The 24,063-nt window shown below is 31.7% G+C and carries 24 protein-coding genes and 1 tRNA gene; 12 read left to right on the plus strand and 13 right to left on the minus strand.

Translation table 11 applies throughout. The annotated features are described in order from the left end of the window. The first annotated feature begins 56 nt into the window (after positions 1-56). Complete coding sequence (gene ndk, locus AMO19_RS01610) at positions 57-515, plus strand: nucleoside-diphosphate kinase (protein WP_075507071.1); 459 nt, start codon at positions 57-59, stop codon at positions 513-515. Between the two features lie 3 nt (positions 516-518). Here ndk and thiO read toward each other — a convergent pair whose 3' ends face one another. Then, entirely contained in the window at positions 519-1,628 is a 1,110-nt protein-coding gene (gene thiO / locus AMO19_RS01615; RefSeq protein WP_075507072.1) for a glycine oxidase ThiO, read from the minus strand. Between the two features lie 79 nt (positions 1,629-1,707). Here thiO and gatB point away from each other — a divergent pair, with 79 nt between their 5' ends. Next, complete coding sequence (gene gatB / locus AMO19_RS01620; protein WP_075507121.1) at positions 1,708-3,180, plus strand: Asp-tRNA(Asn)/Glu-tRNA(Gln) amidotransferase subunit GatB; 1,473 nt, start codon at positions 1,708-1,710, stop codon at positions 3,178-3,180. 3 nt (positions 3,181-3,183) lie between these two features. Here gatB and coaE read toward each other — a convergent pair whose 3' ends face one another. After that, complete coding sequence (gene coaE, locus AMO19_RS01625; protein ID WP_075507073.1) at positions 3,184-3,801, minus strand: dephospho-CoA kinase; 618 nt, start codon at positions 3,799-3,801, stop codon at positions 3,184-3,186. A gap of 76 nt (positions 3,802-3,877) precedes the next feature. Here coaE and argJ point away from each other — a divergent pair, with 76 nt between their 5' ends. Continuing rightward, positions 3,878-5,116 carry a bifunctional glutamate N-acetyltransferase/amino-acid acetyltransferase ArgJ gene (gene argJ, locus AMO19_RS01630; RefSeq protein ID WP_075507074.1) on the plus strand — a complete coding sequence of 413 codons (1,239 nt, stop codon included), beginning with the start codon at positions 3,878-3,880 and terminating at the stop codon, positions 5,114-5,116. A 220-nt stretch (positions 5,117-5,336) separates the two neighbouring features. Here argJ and AMO19_RS01635 read toward each other — a convergent pair whose 3' ends face one another. The 3 genes from AMO19_RS01635 to AMO19_RS01645 all read right to left on the minus strand — a co-directional run bounded on the left by AMO19_RS01635 (position 5,337) and on the right by AMO19_RS01645 (position 7,903). Further along, positions 5,337-5,933 (minus strand): YadA C-terminal domain-containing protein, encoded by a 597-nt coding sequence (locus tag AMO19_RS01635; protein ID WP_075507075.1) that lies wholly within the window; start codon positions 5,931-5,933, stop codon positions 5,337-5,339. 89 nt (positions 5,934-6,022) lie between these two features. Next, complete coding sequence (locus AMO19_RS01640; protein WP_075507076.1) at positions 6,023-6,724, minus strand: hypothetical protein; 702 nt, start codon at positions 6,722-6,724, stop codon at positions 6,023-6,025. A 507-nt stretch (positions 6,725-7,231) separates the two neighbouring features. Next, positions 7,232-7,903 (minus strand): ParA family protein, encoded by a 672-nt coding sequence (locus AMO19_RS01645; RefSeq protein ID WP_075507077.1) that lies wholly within the window; start codon positions 7,901-7,903, stop codon positions 7,232-7,234. 150 nt (positions 7,904-8,053) lie between these two features. Between AMO19_RS01645 and AMO19_RS01650 the strand changes: the two genes are divergently transcribed. Continuing rightward, positions 8,054-9,016, plus strand: a complete 963-nt coding sequence (locus AMO19_RS01650) for an aldo/keto reductase (RefSeq protein WP_075507078.1) — start codon at positions 8,054-8,056, stop codon at positions 9,014-9,016. Between the two features lie 8 nt (positions 9,017-9,024). Here AMO19_RS01650 and AMO19_RS08395 read toward each other — a convergent pair whose 3' ends face one another. Then, complete coding sequence (locus tag AMO19_RS08395; protein WP_179850472.1) at positions 9,025-9,162, minus strand: hypothetical protein; 138 nt, start codon at positions 9,160-9,162, stop codon at positions 9,025-9,027. A gap of 478 nt (positions 9,163-9,640) precedes the next feature. On the opposite strand from AMO19_RS08395, the gene AMO19_RS01660 reads away from it, so the two are divergent. Further along, a complete protein-coding gene (locus AMO19_RS01660) occupies positions 9,641-10,765 on the plus strand; it encodes a THUMP domain-containing class I SAM-dependent RNA methyltransferase (protein WP_075507079.1) in 1,125 nt (374 codons plus the stop codon). Positions 10,766-10,790: 25 nt separating this feature from the next. Here AMO19_RS01660 and AMO19_RS01665 read toward each other — a convergent pair whose 3' ends face one another. Both AMO19_RS01665 and AMO19_RS01670 read right to left on the minus strand, forming a co-directional pair. Next, the gene (locus AMO19_RS01665) at positions 10,791-11,177 is read right to left on the minus strand and encodes a phage holin family protein (protein WP_075507122.1); all 387 of its coding nucleotides are present in this window, start codon (positions 11,175-11,177) and stop codon (positions 10,791-10,793) included. 1 nt (position 11,178) lies between these two features. After that, positions 11,179-11,640: a hypothetical protein gene (locus AMO19_RS01670; protein ID WP_075507080.1), complete on the minus strand. Its 462-nt coding sequence runs from the start codon at positions 11,638-11,640 to the stop codon at positions 11,179-11,181. 188 nt (positions 11,641-11,828) lie between these two features. Here AMO19_RS01670 and AMO19_RS08270 point away from each other — a divergent pair, with 188 nt between their 5' ends. The 4 genes from AMO19_RS08270 (at position 11,829) to AMO19_RS01685 (ending at position 17,180) form a co-directional block, all read left to right on the plus strand. Then, on the plus strand, positions 11,829-11,966 hold the full coding sequence (locus tag AMO19_RS08270; protein WP_146255918.1) for a hypothetical protein: 138 nt from the start codon (positions 11,829-11,831) through the stop codon (positions 11,964-11,966). An 83-nt stretch (positions 11,967-12,049) separates the two neighbouring features. Then, positions 12,050-12,412, plus strand: a complete 363-nt coding sequence (locus AMO19_RS01675) for a hypothetical protein (RefSeq protein ID WP_075507081.1) — start codon at positions 12,050-12,052, stop codon at positions 12,410-12,412. 76 nt (positions 12,413-12,488) lie between these two features. Further along, the gene (gene smc / locus AMO19_RS01680) at positions 12,489-16,079 is read left to right on the plus strand and encodes a chromosome segregation protein SMC (RefSeq protein WP_075507082.1); all 3,591 of its coding nucleotides are present in this window, start codon (positions 12,489-12,491) and stop codon (positions 16,077-16,079) included. A gap of 45 nt (positions 16,080-16,124) precedes the next feature. Continuing rightward, a complete protein-coding gene (locus tag AMO19_RS01685; protein ID WP_075507083.1) occupies positions 16,125-17,180 on the plus strand; it encodes a PRC-barrel domain-containing protein in 1,056 nt (351 codons plus the stop codon). Positions 17,181-17,183: 3 nt separating this feature from the next. Here AMO19_RS01685 and AMO19_RS01690 read toward each other — a convergent pair whose 3' ends face one another. Next, on the minus strand, positions 17,184-18,470 hold the full coding sequence (locus tag AMO19_RS01690) for a glycosyl transferase (protein ID WP_075507084.1): 1,287 nt from the start codon (positions 18,468-18,470) through the stop codon (positions 17,184-17,186). Positions 18,471-18,474: 4 nt separating this feature from the next. Beyond that, positions 18,475-18,556, minus strand: a tRNA-Leu gene (locus AMO19_RS01695). Between the two features lie 260 nt (positions 18,557-18,816). On the opposite strand from AMO19_RS01695, the gene accC reads away from it, so the two are divergent. Next, complete coding sequence (accC, locus tag AMO19_RS01700; protein WP_075507085.1) at positions 18,817-20,166, plus strand: acetyl-CoA carboxylase biotin carboxylase subunit; 1,350 nt, start codon at positions 18,817-18,819, stop codon at positions 20,164-20,166. Between the two features lie 17 nt (positions 20,167-20,183). Here the strand turns inward: accC and AMO19_RS01705 are convergent, their stop codons facing one another. Further along, complete coding sequence (locus AMO19_RS01705; RefSeq protein WP_075507086.1) at positions 20,184-20,489, minus strand: YggT family protein; 306 nt, start codon at positions 20,487-20,489, stop codon at positions 20,184-20,186. A 90-nt stretch (positions 20,490-20,579) separates the two neighbouring features. On the opposite strand from AMO19_RS01705, the gene psbX reads away from it, so the two are divergent. Together psbX and AMO19_RS01715 are read left to right on the plus strand one after the other, a co-directional pair. After that, the gene (gene psbX, locus AMO19_RS01710) at positions 20,580-20,765 is read left to right on the plus strand and encodes a photosystem II reaction center X protein (protein WP_011862101.1); all 186 of its coding nucleotides are present in this window, start codon (positions 20,580-20,582) and stop codon (positions 20,763-20,765) included. A gap of 80 nt (positions 20,766-20,845) precedes the next feature. Continuing rightward, on the plus strand, positions 20,846-21,775 hold the full coding sequence (locus AMO19_RS01715; RefSeq protein WP_075507087.1) for a Ycf66 family protein: 930 nt from the start codon (positions 20,846-20,848) through the stop codon (positions 21,773-21,775). On the opposite strand, the gene AMO19_RS01720 is transcribed toward AMO19_RS01715, so the two are convergent. Next, the gene (locus AMO19_RS01720; RefSeq protein ID WP_075507088.1) at positions 21,776-22,051 is read right to left on the minus strand and encodes a chlorophyll a/b-binding protein; all 276 of its coding nucleotides are present in this window, start codon (positions 22,049-22,051) and stop codon (positions 21,776-21,778) included. 7 nt (positions 22,052-22,058) lie between these two features. Next, positions 22,059-24,041, minus strand: a complete 1,983-nt coding sequence (locus AMO19_RS01725) for an ABC transporter ATP-binding protein/permease (protein WP_075507089.1) — start codon at positions 24,039-24,041, stop codon at positions 22,059-22,061. Positions 24,042-24,063 lie beyond the last annotated feature (22 nt).

Here is a 24,063-nt window from a genome sequence, read left to right on the forward strand (position 1 = left end):
TTACTTGCCAAGTTACCACCCAAAAGTTGAATATACATAGAGTGATTATTAACTAAATGACAAAAGAGAGAACCTTTATTGCAATTAAACCAGATGGAGTTCAAAGAGGATATGTTTCTGAGATTATTGGCAGATTTGAAAAAAAAGGATTTAAATTGGTTGGTTTAAAGCAATTAATTCCTTCAAAAGAACTTGCTCAAAATCATTATGGATTACATAGAGAAAGACCCTTTTTTGGTGATTTAGTAGACTTTATTTCAAGTGGGCCTGTTGTAGCAATGGTGTGGGAAGGCGAAGGAGTTATTTTGAGTGCCAGAAAACTAATAGGTGCAACAAAACCTCTGGAAGCAGAGCCTGGAACAATTAGAGGTGATTTGGCTATTGATATTGGAAGGAATATTATTCATGGTTCTGATGGAGAAGATACAGCAAAATTTGAGATTGATCTGTGGTTTAACGCAGAGGAATTATGTGAGTGGGAAACTTCTGATTCGAAATGGCGATCTGAAAATTAAAATTTAAATCGCAAATCTATCTAAACTAAATTTTTCTAAAAAGTTTTTTTCTATTTCTTTGAGATTTTTATTTTGAACTATTTTCAAAAGAAGTTCACTTGTTATTGCAGAAAATAAAACTCCATTTCTATAATGTCCTGTAGCTATAAAAAGATTTTCAATTTTTGATTTTCCAATTATTGGTTTTAGATCTGGTGTGCAAGGTCTAAATCCCCACCAATGTTCCATTTGTGGCCAATTAATAGCTTCTGGCAATAAAGAGCGAATGCCTTCTTGTAGTTGTTTTATTCCATTAGGAGTATTACCCTGATTAAATTTTGAGTCTTTTTCAACTGTCGCTCCAACTACAATTAGTCCATCATCACGGGGAACTAGATAAGTTTTTGGACCAAAAATAACTCTTTTCAAAAAATTTGTTGGACCTTGTATTGATAGCATTTGTCCCTTCACAGGAAAGACTGGAATCTTATTAAAAATTTTTTTACTCCATGCACCGCTGCATATAATTGCTTTTTCGCAGCTAATTTTTTTTATTTCCCCAGTGGCACATAAAACTGTTGCACCTGTAATTTTGTTTTTTTCGAATGTCAAATCCTCTACTTCTGAGCCCTCTTGAAATTCGACTCCATGCAAGGAGCATGCTCTCTCAAGAGCACGCATTAGTCTTCTTCGGTTATCTATTTGGCCATCTTGTTCAAAAAGTAAACCATGTTTCCAAATAGAATTAATTCCATTAATTTCTGTTTGAAGATCTTTGTGATTTAAATATTTTCCATATTCATAAGTGGGAAACTCTTCAAGATCTTCTTTGTTTTTAAAAGGAACTACTATGCCACATTTTTTTAAACCGCATTTAATATTGCTATCTTGTTCAATACTTTTTATCCACTTTGGAATAAGATTTTGACTTACTTGACCAAATTTTAGTAATTCATCTTCGAGCCCTTCGGCATGAGTAGCTAACATTCCTGCAGCAACAAATCCAGCTGATTCATTTCTGTTTTTGCTTAAAACTAAAACTTTGAAGTTATTTTTAGAAAATTCATAAGCAATAGATAAACCTAAAAGTCCACCGCCAATGATTAATATTGAATTTTTGGTTTCTTGTGTCATTTAAAAATTAATATTTTTATTTGTGTTTTGGTCCTCTTTTCCTTTATATCCAATAATATTAATAAAGAGACTTTTGATAATGAACAATTTGAAATCTTGGGAAGCTGTGATTGGTTTGGAAACTCATGTTCAGCTTAATACGAAAAGTAAAATATTCACATCTGCGTCAACAGCTTTTGGTGATGCACCTAATACGCATATAGATCCTGTAGTTTGTGGGTTGCCAGGAACTCTTCCAGTTTTAAATGAGACTGTTCTTGAGTATGCTGTAAAAACCTCGTTAGCGTTAAATTTAAACGTTGCAAAACATTGTAAATTTGATAGAAAACAATATTTTTATCCTGATCTGCCTAAAAATTATCAAATTTCACAATTTGATGAGCCACTAGCTGAAAATGGCTGGTTAGAGGTTGAAATAATTGAAAAGGATAAAGAACCTTATATCAAAAAAATTGGTATAGAAAGGCTGCATATGGAAGAAGACGCCGGAAAACTAGTCCATTCAGGAAGTGATAGATTAGCTGGCTCTAAGTATTCTTTAGTTGATTACAATCGTGCCGGAATAGCACTTTGTGAGATTGTAAGTAAACCAGATATTAGATCAGGTAAAGAGGCATCTGAATATGCTTCAGAGATTAGAAGGACAGTTAGATATTTAGGAGTATCAGACGGAAATATGCAAGAGGGTTCATTACGCTGTGATGTCAATATTTCAGTTAGAAAAGGACCTAATGCTCCTTTTGGCACCAAAGTGGAAATAAAAAATATGAATTCATTTTCTGCAATTCAAAAGGCTTGTGATTATGAAATAGCCAGACAAATAGAAGTTTATGAAAATGGAGGAAAAATTTTCCAAGAAACAAGGTTATGGGATGAAGCTAAGCAATTAACGAAAAGTATGAGATTAAAAGAAGGTAGCAGTGACTATAGATATTTTCCTGATCCTGACTTAGGTCCAATTGAAATAACAAAAGCCCAACAAGAAATATGGTTTAAAGAACTACCAGAATTACCTTCAAAGAAAAGAAATAAATATGTAAGCCAATTTGGGTTGTCTGCATATGATGCAAGGGTAATTTCTGATGAAATAAGCATGGCAAACTTTTTTGAAGAAACAGTAGCAAATGGTGCCGAGGCTAAACTAGCTTCAAATTGGGTAACAAGTGATATTGTGGGCTATTTAAAATCAAACAAACTAAGTTTTAGTGAGTTAAAGCTTAGTCCTGAAAACCTTGCTGAAATGATTAGCATGATTTCAAAAAATATAATTAGTGGAAAAATTGCAAAAGAAATTTTACCTGAACTTATTCAAAAAAATATTTCTCCGAAAAAATTAGTTGAAGAAAAAGGCTTGGCAATGATATCTGATTCTTCAAGTATTTTACCAATAATTGATGAACTTTTAAATGAACATCCAAAAGAAGTTCAAGCATTTAAAAATGGCAAAACTAAGTTACTTGGTTTTTTTATTGGTCAACTTATGAAAAGAACCAAAGGTAAAGCTGACCCGAAACTTGCAAATAAACTTCTTATGGAAAAATTAAATAGCTAAAGCTTAAAGAAGCTCTTTTATAATATTAATCCATTTAGTTTGATCATCCGAATTATCTAAAATGATATCTGAAAATTTTCTTTTTTCTTCAAAACTTAATTGAAAATCTATCAATTCGCATGCTTCTTTTTCACTAATTTTATCTCTTTTGATAAGTCTTTTTTTTTGTAGTTCTGTAGGACATTTAACTAACCATATTTCAGTGCAAATATCTTCAAACTTTGCTTCAAATAATAATGGAATAACTAATATTAAAGTTTGATTATTTTTATATTGATTGCATTCTTCTATCATTTTTTCTTTGATTAAGGGGTGAAGCAGTTTTTCAATCCATTCTTTGCTTTTTGAATGTTTAAAAATAATGTTCCTTAAAAGTTTTCTGTTAATTTCCCTTTTTGAATTGTTGTTATTATCAATAATTTTATTACCAAAATAATCACAAATTTTCTTATATCCATATGTGTTTGGTTTGATTAATTCTCTTGATAAATGATCTGCATCTAATATTGGAATGTTTTTATTTTTTCTAATGTAACTAGTTATGGTTGACTTCCCACTTGCAATACCTCCCGTTAAACCAATTCTTCTTTGGTTGTTTTTTGATTTTTGAAGAATATCCATATAATTAATAATAATCTAATGACTTAGTTCCTTTAGTATTAAAGAGTAGTTAGTATAAATTAAAATACAAAAAAGTTTGAGCCAGTTAGATTCCAATTGGTCGTTTGTTGATGACACTAAGGTAACACCCAAGGGGTTTCTTTTTGCTGGGATATCTGCTGGATTAAAAGCCTCTAATAAAAAAGATTTAGCACTAATACTCGCTCCAAAAGGAAGTATCTTTTGTGGGATGTTTACCCAATCAATAGTTCGCGCTTCTTGTGTGGATATTTGTGAGGAAAGGATTAAAACAACTTCAGGTTTTGTACGAGCAATACTAATTAATTCTGGTCAAGCGAATGCATGCACAGGAAATCTTGGAATTCAACATTTTCAAATTGCTACAGGAAAGATTGCTGAACTTTTAGGAATAAAAGAAGAAGAAGTTTTAATGTGCTCAACTGGTGTAATTGGTGTTCCAATTCAAATAAATAATTTAATAAAAAATTTACCGGAATTAGTTAGTGATTTAAAGAGTAGTAATTTTCAAAATGCAGCAGAAGCAATTTTAACTACTGATTTGACTTTGAAAAAAGTTTTAATAGAGACGACTATTCAAGGTAGAAAAATAAAAATAGCAGGATTTGCAAAAGGTTCAGGAATGATTTATCCCAACATGGCTACAATGCTTGCTTTTCTAACCTGTGATGCTGGTATTCAAAAAGAAGAATGGGACAAAATGATTGCTAATGCGGTTAAAAAATCGTTTAATGCAATAACAGTTGATGGCGAGACAAGCACAAATGATTCTTTTGTTGGAATCAATGCAGGAGAGAAAATTGAAAAAAGGTTTTTTCCAATTATTCAAAAAGGAATTGATATTGTATGTCAAAACTTGGCAAAAAATATTGCAAGGGATGGAGAGGGAGCAAATTGTTTATTAGAAGTTATGGTTCAAGGAGCAAAAAATACTGATGATGCAATTATGCTCGCGAAATCTATTTGTAATTCTGCTTTGGTAAAAACTGCGATACATGGTTGTGATCCTAATTGGGGAAGAATCATTTCTGCTGCAGGTAATTCTGGAGTTAAATTCAACTTAAATGAAGTTGACTTGTATATAGGAAACGCTCAGATTTTGGAAAACGGCAAGTTAAATAAATATGATCCACAAAAAATCACAGACTATATTAAGTCCAGAATGAAAGGTAGATATTTAGTAGATGATATTGTAAAAATTATGATTAATCTAAATTCTGGCGAATCTAAAGGCACAGCTTGGGGTTGCGATCTTTCTAATAAGTATGTCGAAATAAACTCAGAATATACAACTTAGGTATTGTGATCTCAAATTTATAAAATTATCAAGTCTATATTTGGTTTTTAAGGATCAAAATGGCAAAAACGGTTGCACAACATTAAAAGTGCGACTTATATGTGATTTTGATGCGCACCATAATAATTTTAATTAGCCCAGATAAGCTCTAAATTAAGGAAGAGATAGTTATAGCACTTAAAGACCTATGCAAGATCTTGCATAGGTCTCATTAAATTTTTTAATTGAGTTTATAGACTGCCAAATCTTTTGATTTGATTCCGATCAAAGTAATCTTTTCTAATCTTTCTAATCTTGATAAAAGAGCTTTGTTTTGAGCAATGATTGTTTGATTTTTAGTTGCTAAATTTTTATTTTGAGAAATAATTTTCTTGTTCTTTTCTTCAAGAGAGTAAATTTTTTCTTCCATACTTTCTTTTTCTTTCATACTTATTTGGGTAGGTTTTTTTAATCCACCTAATTTAAAAACAAATCCTGCTTTAACAACTCCGCTTTCTAAAGTTCCGCTACCATAAGATTTGGAACCACCAAAGACATAAGATCCACCAGCATTTATATCAACTCTTTCATTTACTTTAGAAGCACAACCAAAACCAATCGCATACCTACTGCTGTAAGCACCAGTTCCAACTCCACAACTCAGTTTGGATTCTTTCGATGTTTGAGGTAAAGCAGATAATGCTGCTGTAAGTGCTGTTGACCCTGCAACTCCTTCTCCAAGATTTTTGATATTTGTTTTATTAGTAGAAATATTATTTTTATTGGTTGTAATTTGAGCGTTATTACCTGCTTGTACTTCTACTCCATCAATTAACAATTTGCTGCCATTGGTGACATTGATATCGATTGCATTACCATTTTCATCTTTAGCGTAAAGTTTTTGGACACCATCTTCTTCTTTTGTAATTAGTGAATTTTTACCAATATGAATTTCACCAGAATTTTTTTGGTAATCAGTGAAACCCCATCAACCGTTAAACCTTCTGAGGTTATGTCAATGTCATTGCCATCTGCGCCAATTTGAACAGAACCATCTGAATTTTTAGTAATAACAGCAGCGCCATCAATATTCAAACCATCAGAAACTATATCAATATCATCCGTATCTCCACCAATTTGAACAGAACCATCTGAATTTTTAGTAATAACAGCAGCACCATCAATATTCAAACCATCAGAAACTACATCAATATCATCCGTATCTCCACCAATTTGAACTGAACCATCTGTGTTTCTTTGTACTGCATATTTGCTATAAGTTTGGTTAAAGTCGGCTTTCCAGTTTGTTCCTAAGTCTGTAAAAGTTTCAGTTGATCCATTATATTTTAGTAATTTACTTGTTCTAGCTCCACCCACACTTGTTTGTTCTTCTGCATAGAGAATTAAATTATTTTCATCGTCAACCCAAGATAAGCTTGGAGTAATACCAATATATGTTGCAGTTCTAGTTACTCCTGAATCACATGATCCTGTGCTGGAATCACACTTTTTGATTAACAAAGTATCAGATGTTGATTTAACTCCATATGTATCCCATTCTGCGTTAGCAGAATAACTAACTAATAATAAAGCTGATGTAAAAAATGAATAAGTAAAGAATTTCCTCATAATAAATTAGGCTTTTTTTTAATTATGCTCCTGAAAAATAAATTGCAGTATTTTTTTTAGAGGTCACAATTCAATATCATTTTATAATCGATTAAGTAACACAAACTCATGAAAGTTTGATGATTATTTAACAAGTAGTGGAGTCAGATGACTTTGTGACTGAAGTAATATGCACAACAAAATGTTATTGATACCACTAATATGTCAAAGTTCAAATCCTAAAAGTGTGATCCTAGTGTGATTTGTATAGGTAATATTGAAGTCAGTTATATCAATAGATTAGAGATAGGTGCATAATCAACACACATAGTGTGCATCAATAGCGAATATACTACTTAAGTTTTAGTAAATCTAATGGTAGATATTCATTTATATAAAGAAACAGTATTGTCAAAGTTCCAATTACAGAGCCTATAAAACCTCCAAAAAAATTAACTAATAATCCAGATTGTCTAATTTTTGTGTCTTCGTTTTTTTCTTCTTTAAAATTAGGAGAATCAACTACTTTTAAGCGCTGATTGGTTGTTGGTTGTTTAAGTTGTTGATGTCGGATGAGGGCTTCGAAATCAGGCATGGAATTTGTGAGGCAATTGAACAATAAGCAGACCAGCCCGTCATTCGACGAGGATCTGATCTACCTAAATCGTCTACAGCTTCAAATACAGCATTGCCCGAGGCTTCTGCTTTATCAAACGCTGAAAGTAAGGGTATGAATGTATCAAAAACATACAAACCAAAATTTTCTAGAGCTGCTTTGGCTTGTTGCGCTGCTTTTTGCTGTCTAAAATCAACTTTTACTATTACTACTGCATGGTTAACTTTTAAGTTGCTTAATAAATTATCTAATTCAACAGTTAATTCTACTGATCTTGCTTTAGCAGTTGTAGGTAAGATAACTAAGTCTGAACCATAAGCTAAGTGTTTAAGTTCTTCTTGATCACTGCTAGCTTGGCCATCAGTTATTACAATTTCTGATGATCTTGATGCTTTAGCAGCTGAACTGACAGGAAAAACTGGAAATGCAAGATTGCCTCTTGATGCGTATGCTAAAGCAGATCTATTCTTGTCGGCATCGACTATGCAAACTTTTTTACCTTCAGAATGCCAAACACTAGCAAGGTGAATACTTGTGCAGGTTTTGGCCACACCCCCTTTTTGTCCGCAAACGGTAATGAACAATTTTTTATTTTTATTTCTCTTACTTTGGAGAATAATTTCTCAATGTCAAGAGAAATTGATTTTTAATCCTTTAAAACTTATTTTTTGAAATATTTTAAATAAGTTGATATTTTTAGATAACCTTATAAAGTTCCTTAATTAAATTGTTTAGTGAAGAAAAGAATTGGATTAGGTACGTGGTCTTGGGGGAATAAGCTTTTTTGGAATTACCAATCTACAAACGACGATGATTTACGTGAGACATATAATGAAGCGTTACGCAGAGGTTTCGATCTAATTGATACTGCAGATTCTTACGGTACTGGGAATCTTCAGGGTAGAAGTGAATTTTTGATAGGCAAATTTTTACTAAATACTCCTTCAGCAAAGAAAAAAAGAATTCAAGTAGCAACCAAACTTGCACCTTATCCATGGAGATTAGGTAACAGAGGTTTTAGTAAACCTTTTTTGAACAGTTTAGAAAGACTTAATAACAAATTAGATATAGTGCAATTACATTGGTCAACTGCAAAATACAACCCTTGGCAGGAATTAGGGCTGTTGAATAATCTTTGCGATTTAAAAGATGAAGGCTTTGATTTTCAAATAGGCTTATCAAATATAGGCCCTAAAAGATTGATGCAATTAATTAACTTCTTGGCAAAAAGAGATCAGAGCCTAAAGAGTGTTCAGATACAGTTTTCTTTGCTTGCTCCCGATTTAGGAAAACAATATCAGGTAAAAAAAATTTGCGAAGAAAATAATATTGATTTCTTTGCTTATAGTCCTTTGTCCTTTGGAATACTTTGTATTGATCCAGATAAAGAAGAAAATAAAGAAAAAAGTTTTATTCGTAATGCATTATTTGAAAACTATAAAAAACCAACATATGAATTGCGCAGGTGTTTAAAAAGAATTGCAAATCAAAGATCAGTTTCTCAAGCGCAAGTAGCAATTAATTGGTGCTGTTATCAAGGAGTTATTCCACTAGTTGGAATGCGAAAAAAATCTCAAGTTATTGATGTATCGCGTGTATTTAAATGGAATTTAAATATAAATGAATTTAAAGAACTTCAGGAATTTTCAAAAAAATGTTTAAAAAAAATGCCTAAAAATCCTTTTTCAAGTATTTAATTTAATTTTTAGCTAGATATCTTTTTATTTTTTTTAATTTGACAGCTATTATTCCATAGTTCAGTGGGAAATTTTTCGCCAGTAAATCTAATAACTTTAGGTTTCAGATTTATTATCAAGTCATCTAGGTTTTTATTAGGTTCCATTGTGCAGAATTTGGTTTTCTAATAAGATAAATTAATTTACAATCAATCTTCTCAGTATTTATACTCATAAAATAAAAAATTTTTTTTTTAATACATGCAACTGCAGCAATATTTACACGCTAATAAATTATCTAATACAACTTTATATTTATTAAAAAAGTGGAGTCCTTCCAGACTCCGCGCATCATTTGGTTGATAAGGCTGATATGACCCCATCTCCTTAAGGATCAAGCAGCAACTGGTGCTGTTTGACGGGAGAAACTAACGATTTTGTTAGCATTTGTGTTTTTGCTCTAACCGAGCCGGCTTCAGTCACCTTCCTTATGCCCCGTCGAAACCATTACAACCCCAAATAGTGGAGTTGAGCGGAATCGAACCGCTGTCCGAAACATCGGTTGAGATCACCTAGTCCAATTGGACATTTATATTCTGACAGGCAAAATGAGTATTGAATAGTTTTTTTAAGTTTTTATCGTTTATGAACGTAGTAGCATCAGCTCCAGATGGAATAGAGAAATATTTAGCTAAAGAAATTTCAAATTTAGGTGGTTTTAATATTAAAACTTATAAAAGATTTATTAATTTTGAATGTGATTTTGAAACTTTTTATAGAGTTCATTTTTATTCCAGATTAGCTTTTCGTTTTTATAGAGAAATTACCAGTTTTAATTGCTATGACAAGCAATCTTTATATGAGGGAGTTAGAGATTCATTTGATTGGTTAAATTGGTTGCATCATGAAAAAACGTTTAATGTTCAAGTAACTGGGAGAACATCTTCTTTAAGTCATACATATTTCACTGCTCTTGAAGTTAAAAATTCCATAACTGATTTGCAAAAGGCAGTTTGGAATAAAAGATCAAATATTTCTTTAGAAAATCCTGATTTTATCATTCATCTTCATTTAAATAATAATAAAGCAATTATCAGTCTTCAAAGCAGTGTTGAAAGCTTACACAAAAGAGGCTACAGACCCGCAGTTGGAAATGCCCCATTAAAAGAAAATTTAGCTTCTGGATTGATAAATATGACTCAATGGAATGGCAAAGTCCCTTTAATTGATTTTATGTGCGGATCAGGAACTTTTTTAATTGAGGCAGTTAACCAATTTCTTGAAGTTCCCATAAATATTGATAAAGTATACCTTTTTGAGAATTGGTTGGACTTTAGGAGGGATATTTATCTTAACGAAAAAAATAAGGCAAAAAAGAAAATTATAAATTATGAAAAATTACCAACAATAATAGGCTGTGAAATTAATAAAAAGGTTTTTGAACAGGCGAAAGTAAATATATCATTGGCTGGACTCGAAAATTATATTGAACTTATAAATAATGATTTTTTAGAACTCCAATTAAAATCTAAACCTGGGGTCATTCTGTGCAATCCTCCATACGGTAAAAAATTAGGCGATGAAAATGAATTGATTTGTTTATATGAACAAATAGGAATTTTTCTAAAGAATAATTTTTCAGGTTGGGAATTTTGGCTGTTAAGTGGAAATCCAAAACTAACAAAATATTTGAAAATGAAATCTTCATTGAAAATTCCCGTTAGCAATGGGGGAATAGATTGTAGATGGATAAAGTATTTAATAAGGTAATTAATAAGGTAATTAATAAGGTAATTTATTTTTTGCCTAAAACGGCCTTTGTTGTCTTCCCTAAACCCTCTAATGTTTGAGGAAGATAAGGTCCTTTGGCTAATTTTCCTCCAAGCTTCAAACTTAAACCTGCAAGAAATAAATCGATAAATATTATGAGTAATAAATTATATTCAATATTCCAGTTATTATATTTCGTTAGAAAAAGATAAAAAATAATATGGATGCAAATTAGCACTGATAATAATAATGTGCTGCCAATTGCCAAAAATATTCCACCACTAATTAATCTTCTTTTTTCTCTATCTACTTCTTGAAGAGCTATTCTTACGTGCAAATCCATCACTGAACTTGCAATCGCTGAAATTCTGGAGGCGGTATTTGAAAAGTTTTTATTTTTTGGTTTTTCCATATTATTTTCTGCCACTGTTTACGATAGTTCCTATTAGTAAACCAATACCAGCAGCAATAGCTATAGATAATAGTGGTTTTTTTCTTATTGGATTTTCTATTTTTGGTCTAAGTGTATTGTTAAGTTCTTCTAATAATTCTTCTAATTGACTTTCGATAGGTTCAATTTTTTCTGCTATTTCCCAATTATTTTCACTTATTGAATCAATTATTTCAAATAGTTGGTTTTTTATTCCAGTTACTGAGGTTCCACTATGGCTGGCTATTACTTCAACTAAATCATCAATACTCCCTTTTGTGGCTTCAAGGGTTTGTTGTGCAATGTTAGGCCATTTTTCTTTGATTAAAGGTATTAAAGCGTCAATTTTTTCAAGTAACCATTTTTCTGAAATAACTTCTTTTTCAGGAAGATCAGAGTTATTTTCTTTTTCTTCTACTTCTTTGGGAGGATTGTAAATCTCCATTATTTAAACTCGTTTATTTTAAGATTAGACCCTATTTTATTAATTTGGAACCCTTATCTAAAGAATTGTTCAATTTATAAAGAATAAAAACATATAAAAGTTTATTTACATTTTATTTATCTACTCAGTTCTGCAAGAAGGTTTTGTTAAGCTATTACTGAATTTATTAAATGAGTTTAAATTTCATCATGGATATTACATTTGCAACATTAATTTTTGCATCTCGCACAATCCCTACAGATTTTGGATTAGTAGCTGCAGCTATCGCTGGAGCTGGAAGTTTGCTATTCATTGCTTTAAGATTTGTTCCTGATGCAAGTAATTAAATAACAGGAACCATCTTTAATAAAATATATCTTTATCTCAACTTTGTTTTGAAAATAGATTCGATTTATTTATCAATTAGATAATGAATAAATGGGTTTTGCTTGAACATAAAGTTTATTCTGCTGACTCTTTCGATATTCATTATGATTTTCTTGTTGAAAATGGCATAGATTGTTTAACTTGGAAATTTTTAAAACTACCTTTATTAAATCAAGCTTCGATAGAAATTTCTAAGCAGCCAAATCATAGACTTATATGGTTATCCAGAATAGAACATGAACTTTCTGAAAATAGAGGGTTTGTAAAAAGAATTGATCATGGAATATTTAAAAGCGTTTCTGATAAATTGGATTCTGAATATTATCGATTCATTTTGGATGGTGAACTTCTTTTTGGTTTGTTTGAAATTTCGGGTAATTACTGTAGATTGAGTAAAAATTATTAATATTCATTTATAAATAAACGTAATATTTCTATTGAGAATTTTTGCAAATTAGTTATTCTTATTTAGCTATAGAGACTTGAGATTGGTACATATCAATCAGGTCGAGTTTGAAAATTTTAAATCTTTTGGGGGAAATGTCAAAATTCCTCTTGAAGAAGGTTTTACTGTGGTTACCGGTCCTAATGGTTCTGGGAAAAGTAATATTTTAGATGGAATTTTATTCTGTTTAGGTCTAGCTAATAGCAGAGGGATGCGGGCTGAAAGATTACCAGATCTAATAAATAACTCCAAAGTTAAAGAGGGTAAGTCATCAGAAACATCTGTATCGGTAAAATTTAATATTCAAGATTGGTCTCCAAGAGAGGACCTTCCGCCTTTGGAACTAGAAGAAGAAGAAATTGCCCTTAATAAAGGTCAAAAAGAATGGATAGTTTCTAGAAAATTAAGGCTTATGCCAGGTGGTTCTTATGCTTCTACTTATACTTCTGATGGAAAACAATGTACCTTGCAACAAATACAGAGAATATTAAGAGATATTAGTGTTGATCCTGAGGGCAGCAATGTTGTTATGCAGGGTGATGTAACAAGAATAGTATCGATGAATAATAAAGAGAGGAGAAATCTTATTGATGAATTAGCAGGAGTCGCACTTTTTGATACAAGAATAGAACAAACTAATGCAAAATTAAATGACGTTTTCGAAAGACAAGAAAGATGTGAAATTTTAGAAAATGAATTGAAATCTAGTAAGAGTAAGCTTGAAAAAGAATGTGAAAAAGCAAAGAGATATAAAGAGTTAAAGGCAGAACTACTACAAATAATGGAATTAGAGAAAGTTCTTATTTTTGATAAACAAGTTAAGCATGTTGAATCTATAGAAAAAAAAGAAAGTGAAATTGAAAAAAATAAAATATTATTTAATAAACAAAAAGAATCTATCAGCAAAGAAATATTAGTCTTAGAAGATGCTTTGAAAATACTGATTGATGAGCTTAAGGAAAAAGGAGAGGATAAATTGATAAAAGTCAATTCTGATATTGGAAGTATTAATTCTAACTTGAGAGAACTTGATAGGACATCAAGTCTGAATAAAGAAGAAGGTATTAAATTACAAAAACAAAGAGATGAAATTGCAATTTCTAAGAGGAATATCGAGTCAGAAAAGATGAGACAAGAAAATTTCGATGATAATTTTTTAAATCAATTAAATTTGCAAATTGATGATCTCACTATAAAACACAAACTATCCAGAAAAAAACTATCTGATGCGGCTGGAGAGTCTGGAGAATTCTCAAAACAAAGTATCAAATTAAATGCTGAGCTTGAAAGTATAAAAAATCAAATAAATCCTTTGGAAATAAAAAAAATGAAAATTGAACAGGAAATTATTCAAAATAATATTCAAAAAGATGAGATATTGTCTCAGATTGACTCCTTAAACTTAGAGCAGCAGAAACTTTTTGAGGGAAATCAAAGAAAAAAAGAGATATCCGATTCACAGAATAAAAACTTGGCAAGTAATAGCTCAGAAATTAATTCTTTAAAAAATGAAATTGATTTATTAATTAAAACTAAATCAAGGCTAAACAACGAGCAATTAAGGCTTGAAAAGGATTTATCTAGATTCGAAAGTAGGAAGGAAGCTTTGAACGAATCCAGAGGTTCATATGCTCTCAGAATTCTCTTAGAAGCAGGGTTAGAGGGTATACATGGTTATGTAGCTCAACTTGGAGAGGTCAGTGAGAAAAATAGATATGCATTAGAAATTGCTGCTGGAAATCGATTAGGACAAATTGTTGTTGATAATGATCATATTGCTGCTAAAGCAATTGAAATCCTTAAAAAGAAGAAAGCGGGAAGATTAACTTTCTTACCTTTAAATAGAATTAAAAGTCAAAACAAGAATTATGCAATTTCAAGATTTGAAAATTATAGGGAGAATGGATTTATTGATAAAGCTATTAATCTAATTACTTTTGATGAAGTTTATTCAGATGTTTTTCGATATGTTTTTGGAGATACTTTGGTTTTTTCAGACTTATCCTCAGCTAGGTTATCAACAAAAAAAAATAGGTTGGTTACCTTAAGTGGTGAATTATTAGAAGCAAGTGGTGCGATTACAGGAGGTAGTAAATTAAATAAAGATTTGGCTTACAGGTTTGGAATTAATAATGATATTGATGATTCCAGTCCTATAAAAGAAAGATTATTAGTTATTGAAGAAGCTTTAAAAGAGTCAAATAATGATTTGATAATAAAAAATAATAGACTTAGTAAATTAGATTATAACCGTAGTCAAATAATTGAGGATTGTGCCTCATTTAATAAAGAAATTGAAGTAAATCAAGATTCTCTTAAGGCTTTCTCGCAAAGAATTGAGGATTGTAAATCGAGATTAAATAAACTTGATACTGCTAATACTTTATTAGTTAACGAGTTAGATCATTTAAAAAATGAATTGAAGCCTTATCATGATCAGTTTTATCAATTACAAACCATTCAAAAGGCAAATTATGAAAAAAATCAAAACTCATCATTAATAGTTTTTAATAACGATTTTAATAATCTTGATAAAAAACTTGAATTACTTATTAAAGAGAGAGATAAATTACTAGATAAAAAGAATCAATTTGTTTTAAATAAAGAGCGTATCAATAATTCATTAAAAATTACTTTACTACAAGAAAAAAACTTGCAGGAATCTATTCAACAACTTGCAATTTCTCATGGTGAATGGATAAAAAAAAGAGATGAATTTAAAAAAGAGCTTTTAGATCTCGATAATCAAAAAAATTCTTTAGAGAAGGATTTAGGTTTATTGAGAAGGAAAAGAGATGAATTAAACTCTTCAATTTCAAATAAAAGGCAAGAATATAATAACTATTTGTTGAAGATTGAATATCTTGAAAGGGATTTGCATTCTCTTAAAGAAGAAATGAGGAGCGAGAAAATAAAATTAGAAAATTATAAAAAAGATCTTCCTAATCCCTCCCCGGAGTTTGGAGAATATGAAGGAAAGAGTCTTGAGTCTTTACAATCAGAAATTTCGATCATAAATGCAAAACTTCAAAGCTTAGAACCTGTTAATATGTTGGCTCTTGATGAACTAGAAGAATTAATTGAGAGATTAAATGGTTTGCGAGAAAAATTAGAAATTCTATCTAATGAGAGATCTGAATTATTGCTGAGAATAGAAACTGTATCTACGATGCGTCAGGAGGCTTTTATGCAAGCATTTACAGAAGTTGATAGACATTTTAGAGAAATTTTTGCAAATTTATCTGATGGAGATGGATTTCTTCAACTTGAAAATCCTAATTCTCCTTTAGATGGAGGATTAACTTTAGTGGCTCATCCTAAGGGAAAAAATGTTAGAAGATTAGCCTCTATGTCGGGTGGGGAAAAATCGTTAACTGCTTTAAGTTTTTTATTTGCTTTGCAAAAGTATAAACCTTCACCTTTTTATGCATTAGATGAGGTTGATAGTTTTTTAGATGGTATTAATGTTGAAAGGTTGTCAAAACTAATATCGAATCAGTCATCAAATGCACAATTTATAGTCGTAAGTCATAGAAGGCCTATGATTAGTGCGTCTGAACGAACAATTGGGGTTGCGCAAGCAAGAGGTGCTAATACTCAAGTTCTTGGGTTACCAAATGCTGCATAAACACACTTTTTTAAATTTATACGTCAGAATGATAAAAAGAAATTTATGAGCTTGTCTAACACATCCGCTAATAAGAATCTCCCTAACTCGGTTCCTAGTGAACGCTTATGGTTAAGGTCAGAATTAATGGGAACACAAGTGATAACTACTGATACTGGGAGGCGGCTTGGCGTAGTTGGCGAAGTTGTTGTTGATATCGATAGAAGAGAGGTGGTCGCTTTGGGACTAAGAGATAATCCACTAACAAGATTTTTACCAGGTTTGCCAAAATGGATGCCTTTAGAAAGTATAAAACAAGTTGGAGATGTCATATTAGTTGACTCCCTAGATTCTTTAAGTGAGACTTTTACTCCAGAAAGATATGGGAAGGTAATTAATTGTCAAGTGATTACAGAATCTGGACAACTTTTAGGAAGAGTCCTTGGTTTTTCTTTTGATATTGAGACTGGGGATTTGATATCTCTTGTTATGGGTGCTGTTGGGGTTCCGCTTTTAGGTGAGGGAGTTTTAAGTACTTGGGAAATACCTGTTGAGGAAATTGTAAGTAGTGGTACCGATAGGATTATTGTTTATGAAGGCGCTGAAGAGAAATTAAAGCAACTAAGTAGTGGATTACTTGAGAAACTTGGAGTCGGGGGTTCTTCATGGGATGAAAGGGAAGTAAATGGATACTCAGCAAATCTTGTACCTGTTGAGAATCAGTTACTTTCAGGTTCTGAATCAGAACAGCAAAACAATTTAGTCGAGGAATATGAGGAAGTTGTTGAACAAAATGATTATGAAGATGATTATGAAGATGATTATGAAGATGAACTCGAATATGTTGAAATAAACGGTTCTGCAGAGGAAATAAATAACAGAAAAAAGTTATACATGGATAATGATTATTCTGATCAGATCGAGGATCAAAATAGTTTTAATCAAATAGATGAAAAAAACAATATTGATTTAAAGCAAAAGAAACAATCAACTACTAATTTAGCTTCTAAAAGACCAATTCAAAATGCAACTGAAACTTTAGATATTGAACCCCTGAATGAACAAAATTTAGTTCAAGAAAATAAAAAATCAGAAAAGTTTGAAATTGATGATCCTTGGTAGTTGTTAAAGTTTTTTTATTGAATTTATAATAATAGAAGCAAGTTTTTTTGCAGCACCTTTCTCGCCTCTTTCTTTATGTAGATTATCCCTAATACTTTTTAACTGATCTCTATTTTCAATAAGAACTAATACTTCATTTGCAATTTTTATTGGCGAAATATTACCTATCCTTTCAGGGACAATCATTCTTTTAGCTTTAATATTTGGCCAAGCAAAAAATTTCTTTTTTTTAAAATAGAAATTTTTAATTATAAAAGTTAGGAATCTATTTATGAATGAAATTTTTCCAATTAATCCAAAAATACCATCCCAAGCATTCATCATATTTAAATGTTGAGTTGGCAAAACAACTAACATTGGAAGACTAATTGCTGCTAATTCTGCAGTATTTGCTCCTACAGTTGTAATTGCAAGATCACATTCTTTTAATATTTCATAGCAAGGATGTTTCTTGATAAGATAGATCTTTGTATTGTTTGATGTTTCAATTACATAATCAAAACGAAAGTCTTTGGAGTTTTTAATTGTTTTTATTCTTGATGAGTAATATTTAGCAATTGGATTTTTGTTGCTTTGAAAAAATAAAAATTCACTTTTATCAGTAGTTGGGGCAATGGGAATTATGAAATTTATATTATGATTTTCTTCAGCGATATGATCTGCAACTTCTAAGAAGAAAGGAATTCCAACTGAAAGCTTTGCTTTCTTAGAACCAGGCAACAATGCAATGTAGTGTTTTTCTTTATTTCTTAATGATATTTCGCTATTAAGTTTGATATCTGCCATCAAATCGCCAATGATTTTACATTTATATTTATATCTTTTTGGTATTAACTCTTTTACTTTTACATTCATTGCAGCAATTTCGTTGGTCCATTTAGGCCATCGCGAAACCCATTCAGCATATGTGATATTTATATAACCTAATCTTTTAGCTAATAAAATGCTCCAAAATTGATCCCCACCAAGGAAAATAACTACTCCCTTTTTTGGCCAATTAGCAAAAGATTGTGGCTTTATTAATAATTTCCAAAAACTTTTAGATTTTGTAATTAATTCGAATTTATTCCATGAATTTGCAACTAAAAATTCTTTACCAGTGGCATTTGGGCAAGGAACAAGGACTAATCTTATAGTGAGCTCGTGTTTATCTTCATTACATTGTGATTTATTTAATTTGTTTAGCTCATCAACTACAGGATTTACCCATGTAGTTAATTCACCAGGACCATTGGAGATTATAACTACTGCAACTGATTTTTTTTTCATTGCAGTTAAACCTGAATACATTAAATGCGGACGGCGAGACTTGAACTCGCAAGGCCGAAGCCACACGCTCCTTAGACGTGCGCGTCTACCAATTCCGCCACGTCCGCAAAGGGTTTTCAGCAACCAGGGGATACCTAAACCCTAAAAATATCATACATTATTGGCTGAAATAAGAATGTAGTTAGAAAAGGGTTTTTTTGAATATAATGAAAAATTTTTCTATTGCATAAAACAAATATTTATACATATATAACGTTTTAGGTTGTATTGTAAAAAATGTCCTCTGATCACTAAAAAATTTTGTTGAATACTTTGGCAAATAATTTTTTATTTTAAGTCATTTCATTTCTTCAATTTTATTTTCATAATGGTTGAAAAAGTTTTAATTGCTAATCGTGGAGAAATAGCTTTACGAATTGTAAGAAGTTGTAGAGAACTAGGTATTGCGACCGTTGCAGTTTTTAGCACTGTAGATAAAAAAGCATTGCATGTTCAGCTTGCTGATGAGGCGGTTTGCGTTGGAGATTCATTAAGTAATAAGAGTTATTTAAATATTCCAAATATACTTGCTGCTGCTACTTCGAGAGGAGTTGATGCTATACATCCTGGTTATGGATTTCTTGCGGAAAATGATAAATTTGCTGAGATGTGTAACGATCATGGCATAGTTTTTATTGGCCCATCTCCTAAAGCTATTAGATCTATGGGAGATAAATCTACAGCTAAAGAAACTATGGAGGCAGTTGGAGTTCCAACTGTACCTGGAAGTAAAGGCTTGTTATCAAATGTTGATGAGGCTTATAAATTGGCAGACGATATTGGCTATCCGGTAATTATTAAAGCGACTGCTGGAGGAGGTGGAAGAGGTATGAGGTTAGTTGAAAAATCTGATAATCTCGAAAAAATGTTTAAAGCAGCTCAAGGCGAAGCAGAAGCAGCTTTTGGTAATGATGGTTTATATATGGAGAAATTTATAAAGAAGCCAAGACATGTAGAAATTCAAATTTTGGCCGATAGGTCGGGTAATGTTGTTCATTTAGGAGAGCGAGATTGTTCAGTTCAAAGAAGACATCAGAAGTTACTAGAAGAGTCTCCTAGTCCTGCAATTAACACTGAGCTAAGAAAAAAAATGGGTAACGCAGCTATTGCTGCTGCAAAAAGTATCGGCTACGAAGGAGCGGGTACAGTTGAATTTTTGGTTGACGATGATAATAATTTTTATTTTATGGAAATGAATACTAGGATTCAAGTTGAACATCCTGTGACTGAAATGGTTACAGGAGTTGATTTAATAGCTGAGCAAATTAAAATCGCAAGCGGAGCAAACTTGGAATTTAATCAGGACGATATCCATTTAAACGGTCATGCCATTGAATGTAGAATCAATGCTGAAGATCCTTCTCACAATTTCCGACCATCGCCTGGAAAAATAACTGGGTGGCTTCCTCCTGGCGGGCCTGGTGTAAGGGTGGATAGTCATGTTTATACAGGCTATGAAATACCTCCTTTCTATGACTCATTAATTGGTAAACTAATAGTCTGGGGAAAAGATCGTAATACGGCAATTAAACGTATGAATAGGGCTTTAAATGAATGTGCAGTAACAGGTATTCCTACAACAATCAACTTTCATCTAACTTTACTGAATAAATCTAAATTTAAGCAGGGTAAGATACATACAAAATATGTAGAGGAAGAATTATTGCCAAATTACTGAGAAATAATTAAATGATTTTATGAAATATGTGCATACAATGCAAGTTTTACAAGACCTTGCTGACCGACTAAAATTTCTCTTAAAAAGCTTATAATTCCGATCCAAATTACGGGTCCAACATCAACGCCTCCAATTGGAGGAATTAGTTTTCTTGTCAAATTAAGAATAGAGCTTGATGGTATTGAAATTAATAACCACAAACCTTTACTTAAATCAATTTTTGGATACCAAGTAAGTATTAATCTAATTAGAAAAACTATAGTTAGATATGAAAGAGAAATTCCTAAACTAATATCTAAAATTTGAAGAGAGTTTACAAGCAAGGAAATCACAATTATTTAATTCATCTTAATAAATAACCCATTGAAACGTATTTAATTCGTATTATAAATTGAGAATTTAATATTTAAAAAGTGCTTCAAATCTCAAATTTATTGTTAGCCGCAGATTTTTCTGCAGAAGTTGCAAATAATTCCGCTGTCGGAATGATAGGTAGTTTTATAGCAGCTGCTTTACTTATCGTTATTCCAGCCACTGCATTTTTGATTTTTGTTAGCCAGAAAGATTCCCTCGATCGCACTTCTACTGGAAGACGCTAGTTTTTGTAGAAGTTTTAAGTACACTATATATATAAGGGATATAATAAACCCTTTTAAAAATAAATTTTTGGAGAAAGAATGTGGTCAATGCTAGTCTCAATTGGGCCAGTATTGTTGGTATAGTTCTCGCCGTATGCGGAGGAGGCCTTTATTTTTTGAGGTCTTTTAAGCCTGCCTTGGCAAGGGATTATGATGTTTTTTTCGCAGCAATTGGACTTTTGTGCGGAGGAATATTATTTTTTCAAGGCTGGAGGTTAGATCCTATCCTTCAGTTTGGTCAGTTTTTATTAGCAGGAACTACAGTTTTTTTCGCATATGAAAGTGTGCGATTGAGGGGAGTTGCTACTGATCAAGCTAGAAGGTCAAGTTATTTTGATGATGATCCTATTTCTGATGTTCCCAGAAGTTCTAGGGGCCGATTTAATGACGATTATGATAGGTTTGAAGAACCTGAAAGACCATCCAGAAGATTTAAACCTCAAGAAGATGAATTTGAAGAAGACTATACGGAGGGGAGATCTCGTAGGAGGAATGTTTCAAGAGCTATACCATCTGCTGCAGCAAGTAGAAGCAGGCCATCTTCAAGGGAAACAAGTCAGTTTGAAAGTGATGAACCTATAAGAAGAAGAAGACAGACTTCTGAAGATAGAAATAGTAAACAACCTGAAACAAAAAACTTTGGTGAGAGAAGAAATTTATCTCGCGATGAAGTTAAAACAGGTTCAAGACCCAGAATGAATCGCACAGTTTCTAGACAAGATAATAGCTCTGCTCCTGGTGATTCTTCCCCGTTAAGAAAGAAACCTACTGGATCCCCAATTAGACGGCAAACTTCAACAGCTCAAGTAGAAGATGCTTCATTTCAAGATGCTAACCAAGCCAAAAAACCACGAGGGACTCGTAGAGTAAGCTCTACACTAAGATCAAGTTCAAAAAATCAAAATAGTAGATATAACGTGGGAACAAACAAGAAGAAACCTAGAGATAACAGTTCTAGATTTGATGATTAATTATAGGATTCCTGCCCATTTTAAAAACGATTGTTTACTAAATAATTCAATCAATATTATTGCAAGGAAGCCAATCATTGCAAATCTTCCATTAGTTATTTCAGAATAACTACTCCACCCAAATTTATATTCATCTTTAATTTCTAAAGATTGTTCATCTAATTTATTGTCTCTAATTTGTTCACTGATGTAATTTGGATCTTTTTCTTGATCTATAAAACTCTCATTCTCTAAATTAGTGACTTCCGAGTTAGTTTGTTCTTCTTTAGAATTCATTTTTTTTTTAATCCTTAAAATTATACTTATCAGAAGTCAATAATTTCCAGTCCCCTCGTCCATTTAATTCTAAAATATTCTCGTGAAAATCTTTTAAGCTAGGTCTATGTCCAACACTAATAAGAGAGAGTTCTCGTTCCTTTAATAAACTATATAGTTTTTTTTCAGTGTTAATATCTAAAGCACTTGTTGCTTCATCAAGTACTGCAAATCTTGGAGAATTTAGTAAGAGTCTTGCAAAAGCCAGTCTTTGTTGCTCGCCTAGGGAAAGAATTCGTGGCCAATCTTGTTTGATATCAAGATTAGGATAACGATCAACTAAGGTTTTTAAATTTACTTCATGAAGTACAGAAGTAAGATGTTCATCACTAAATTTCTTAACTTCCGTGGGATAACATAATTGTTCCCTTAAAGAACCAAGTAACATATAGGGTTTCTGAGGTATGAATAATAATTCCCCAATTTTTGGTTTTTTAATTACTCCCTGATCGGGTTCCCATAAACCACTAATCATTCTTAGTAAAGATGTTTTTCCGCACCCAGATGGTCCTACGACTAAAAGTGATTGATTATTGTCGATGCTTAAATTTAAATTTTTAATTATTGTTTTATTTGATCCTGGTGGGCAAAGGTCAGCATTATTAATGAGAATTGAGGGGTAATCTGAAATAACGTTTTGATTGCTTGTTGGGTTGGTTTGACTAATGGATTCAACTTTTGATTGGAAACCTTCTAATCTCCCAATACCAGCAGTAAATTTTGCAAGCTCTTCAATTTGATTAACAATGAAAAATAAGGAACCTTCAACCATTCCAAATGCAAAGCTTGCCTGAATAAAGCGTCCATAATCAATATCACCTTTAAAGTAAGGGATTGCCATTATTAAATATGGAAAGAAATTTCCAGCATAATTAATGGATCTTCTCATGACGTCTATTATTACTCTCCATATAATTAGTAAATTAAAGTTTCTCACCACTTCTCCTAAGCGTCTTTCAGTTTCACTTTGCTCAGGATTCTCTCCAGAGTAAAAGGCTATCGATTCAGCATTATCTCGAATATGTACTAAGCCATATCGAAAATCTGCTTCATATCTGAGTTGATCAAAGTCAATCTTTACAAGATTTTTTCCAGCAATTAAGAGGATAGAAGTTGCAAATGCGGCGTAACCAAATAAAGAAAAAGTAAGTGTTGTACTAATACTCCATAAAATTAGAATATTAAGTGAAAATGTTAGTAGAGCATCAAAAATACCTAATGTGAAAGAGAGACTTTGCCCGGTAAAAGCTCGGGTATCATCTGTGATTCTTTGATCGGGATTATCTACATCGGTTTGCTCTTCATCATTGGGATTTAACTGGTAGTAAGCTTTATTAGTCATATAATCTCTGACTAGACTTTTTGAAAGCCATTCTCTCCAAATTATTCCTAACTTATACGTAAAAAATATTTGGGAAACCCGTATTGGTAGAGCCACAGCGAAACAACAAGCGTAAATCCCCAATATCCGATAAAATCCATCTTCTTGTTTTTCTACTAAAGCATTTGTTAAATCTCTTGCAATGAATCCAATACCTGCGTTTATTCCGTTTACAGCTAAAAGCATTAATACAATTATCGCAAGGAATAACCAATGTAACCATCTACGGTTTTTTAATTGACGTCTTAAGCTAAAAAAGCTTCCTGATCCAATTAGAAATAGTGCAGAAAAAAGCAATCCCCAACTCCCAGCCCAAATTGAATTGACGGTACTTACTACACCTCCGAAATACTTTTCAAGAAAAATTGGTTGAAAGCTTTCAAAAAAACTTATTATTCCTGTAAGACCAACAAGTACTACTCCACCAACACAAAATAATAGAGAAATTAAAAGCCATATAAATTGGAATCCATTACATTGATCTATGGGGAGAAAAAACGGTTGAGATAGCTTCCTTAATTTTTGTAATTGGTACAATAATTTGGCTTTATTATTCACTGCTTTATTCATTACTCGACTAGTGTTATGAAAT

Origin of the sequence: Prochlorococcus marinus (genome assembly GCF_001180245.1) — a bacterium.
Taxonomy (GTDB): Bacteria; Cyanobacteriota; Cyanobacteriia; order PCC-6307; family Cyanobiaceae; genus Prochlorococcus_A; species Prochlorococcus_A marinus_F.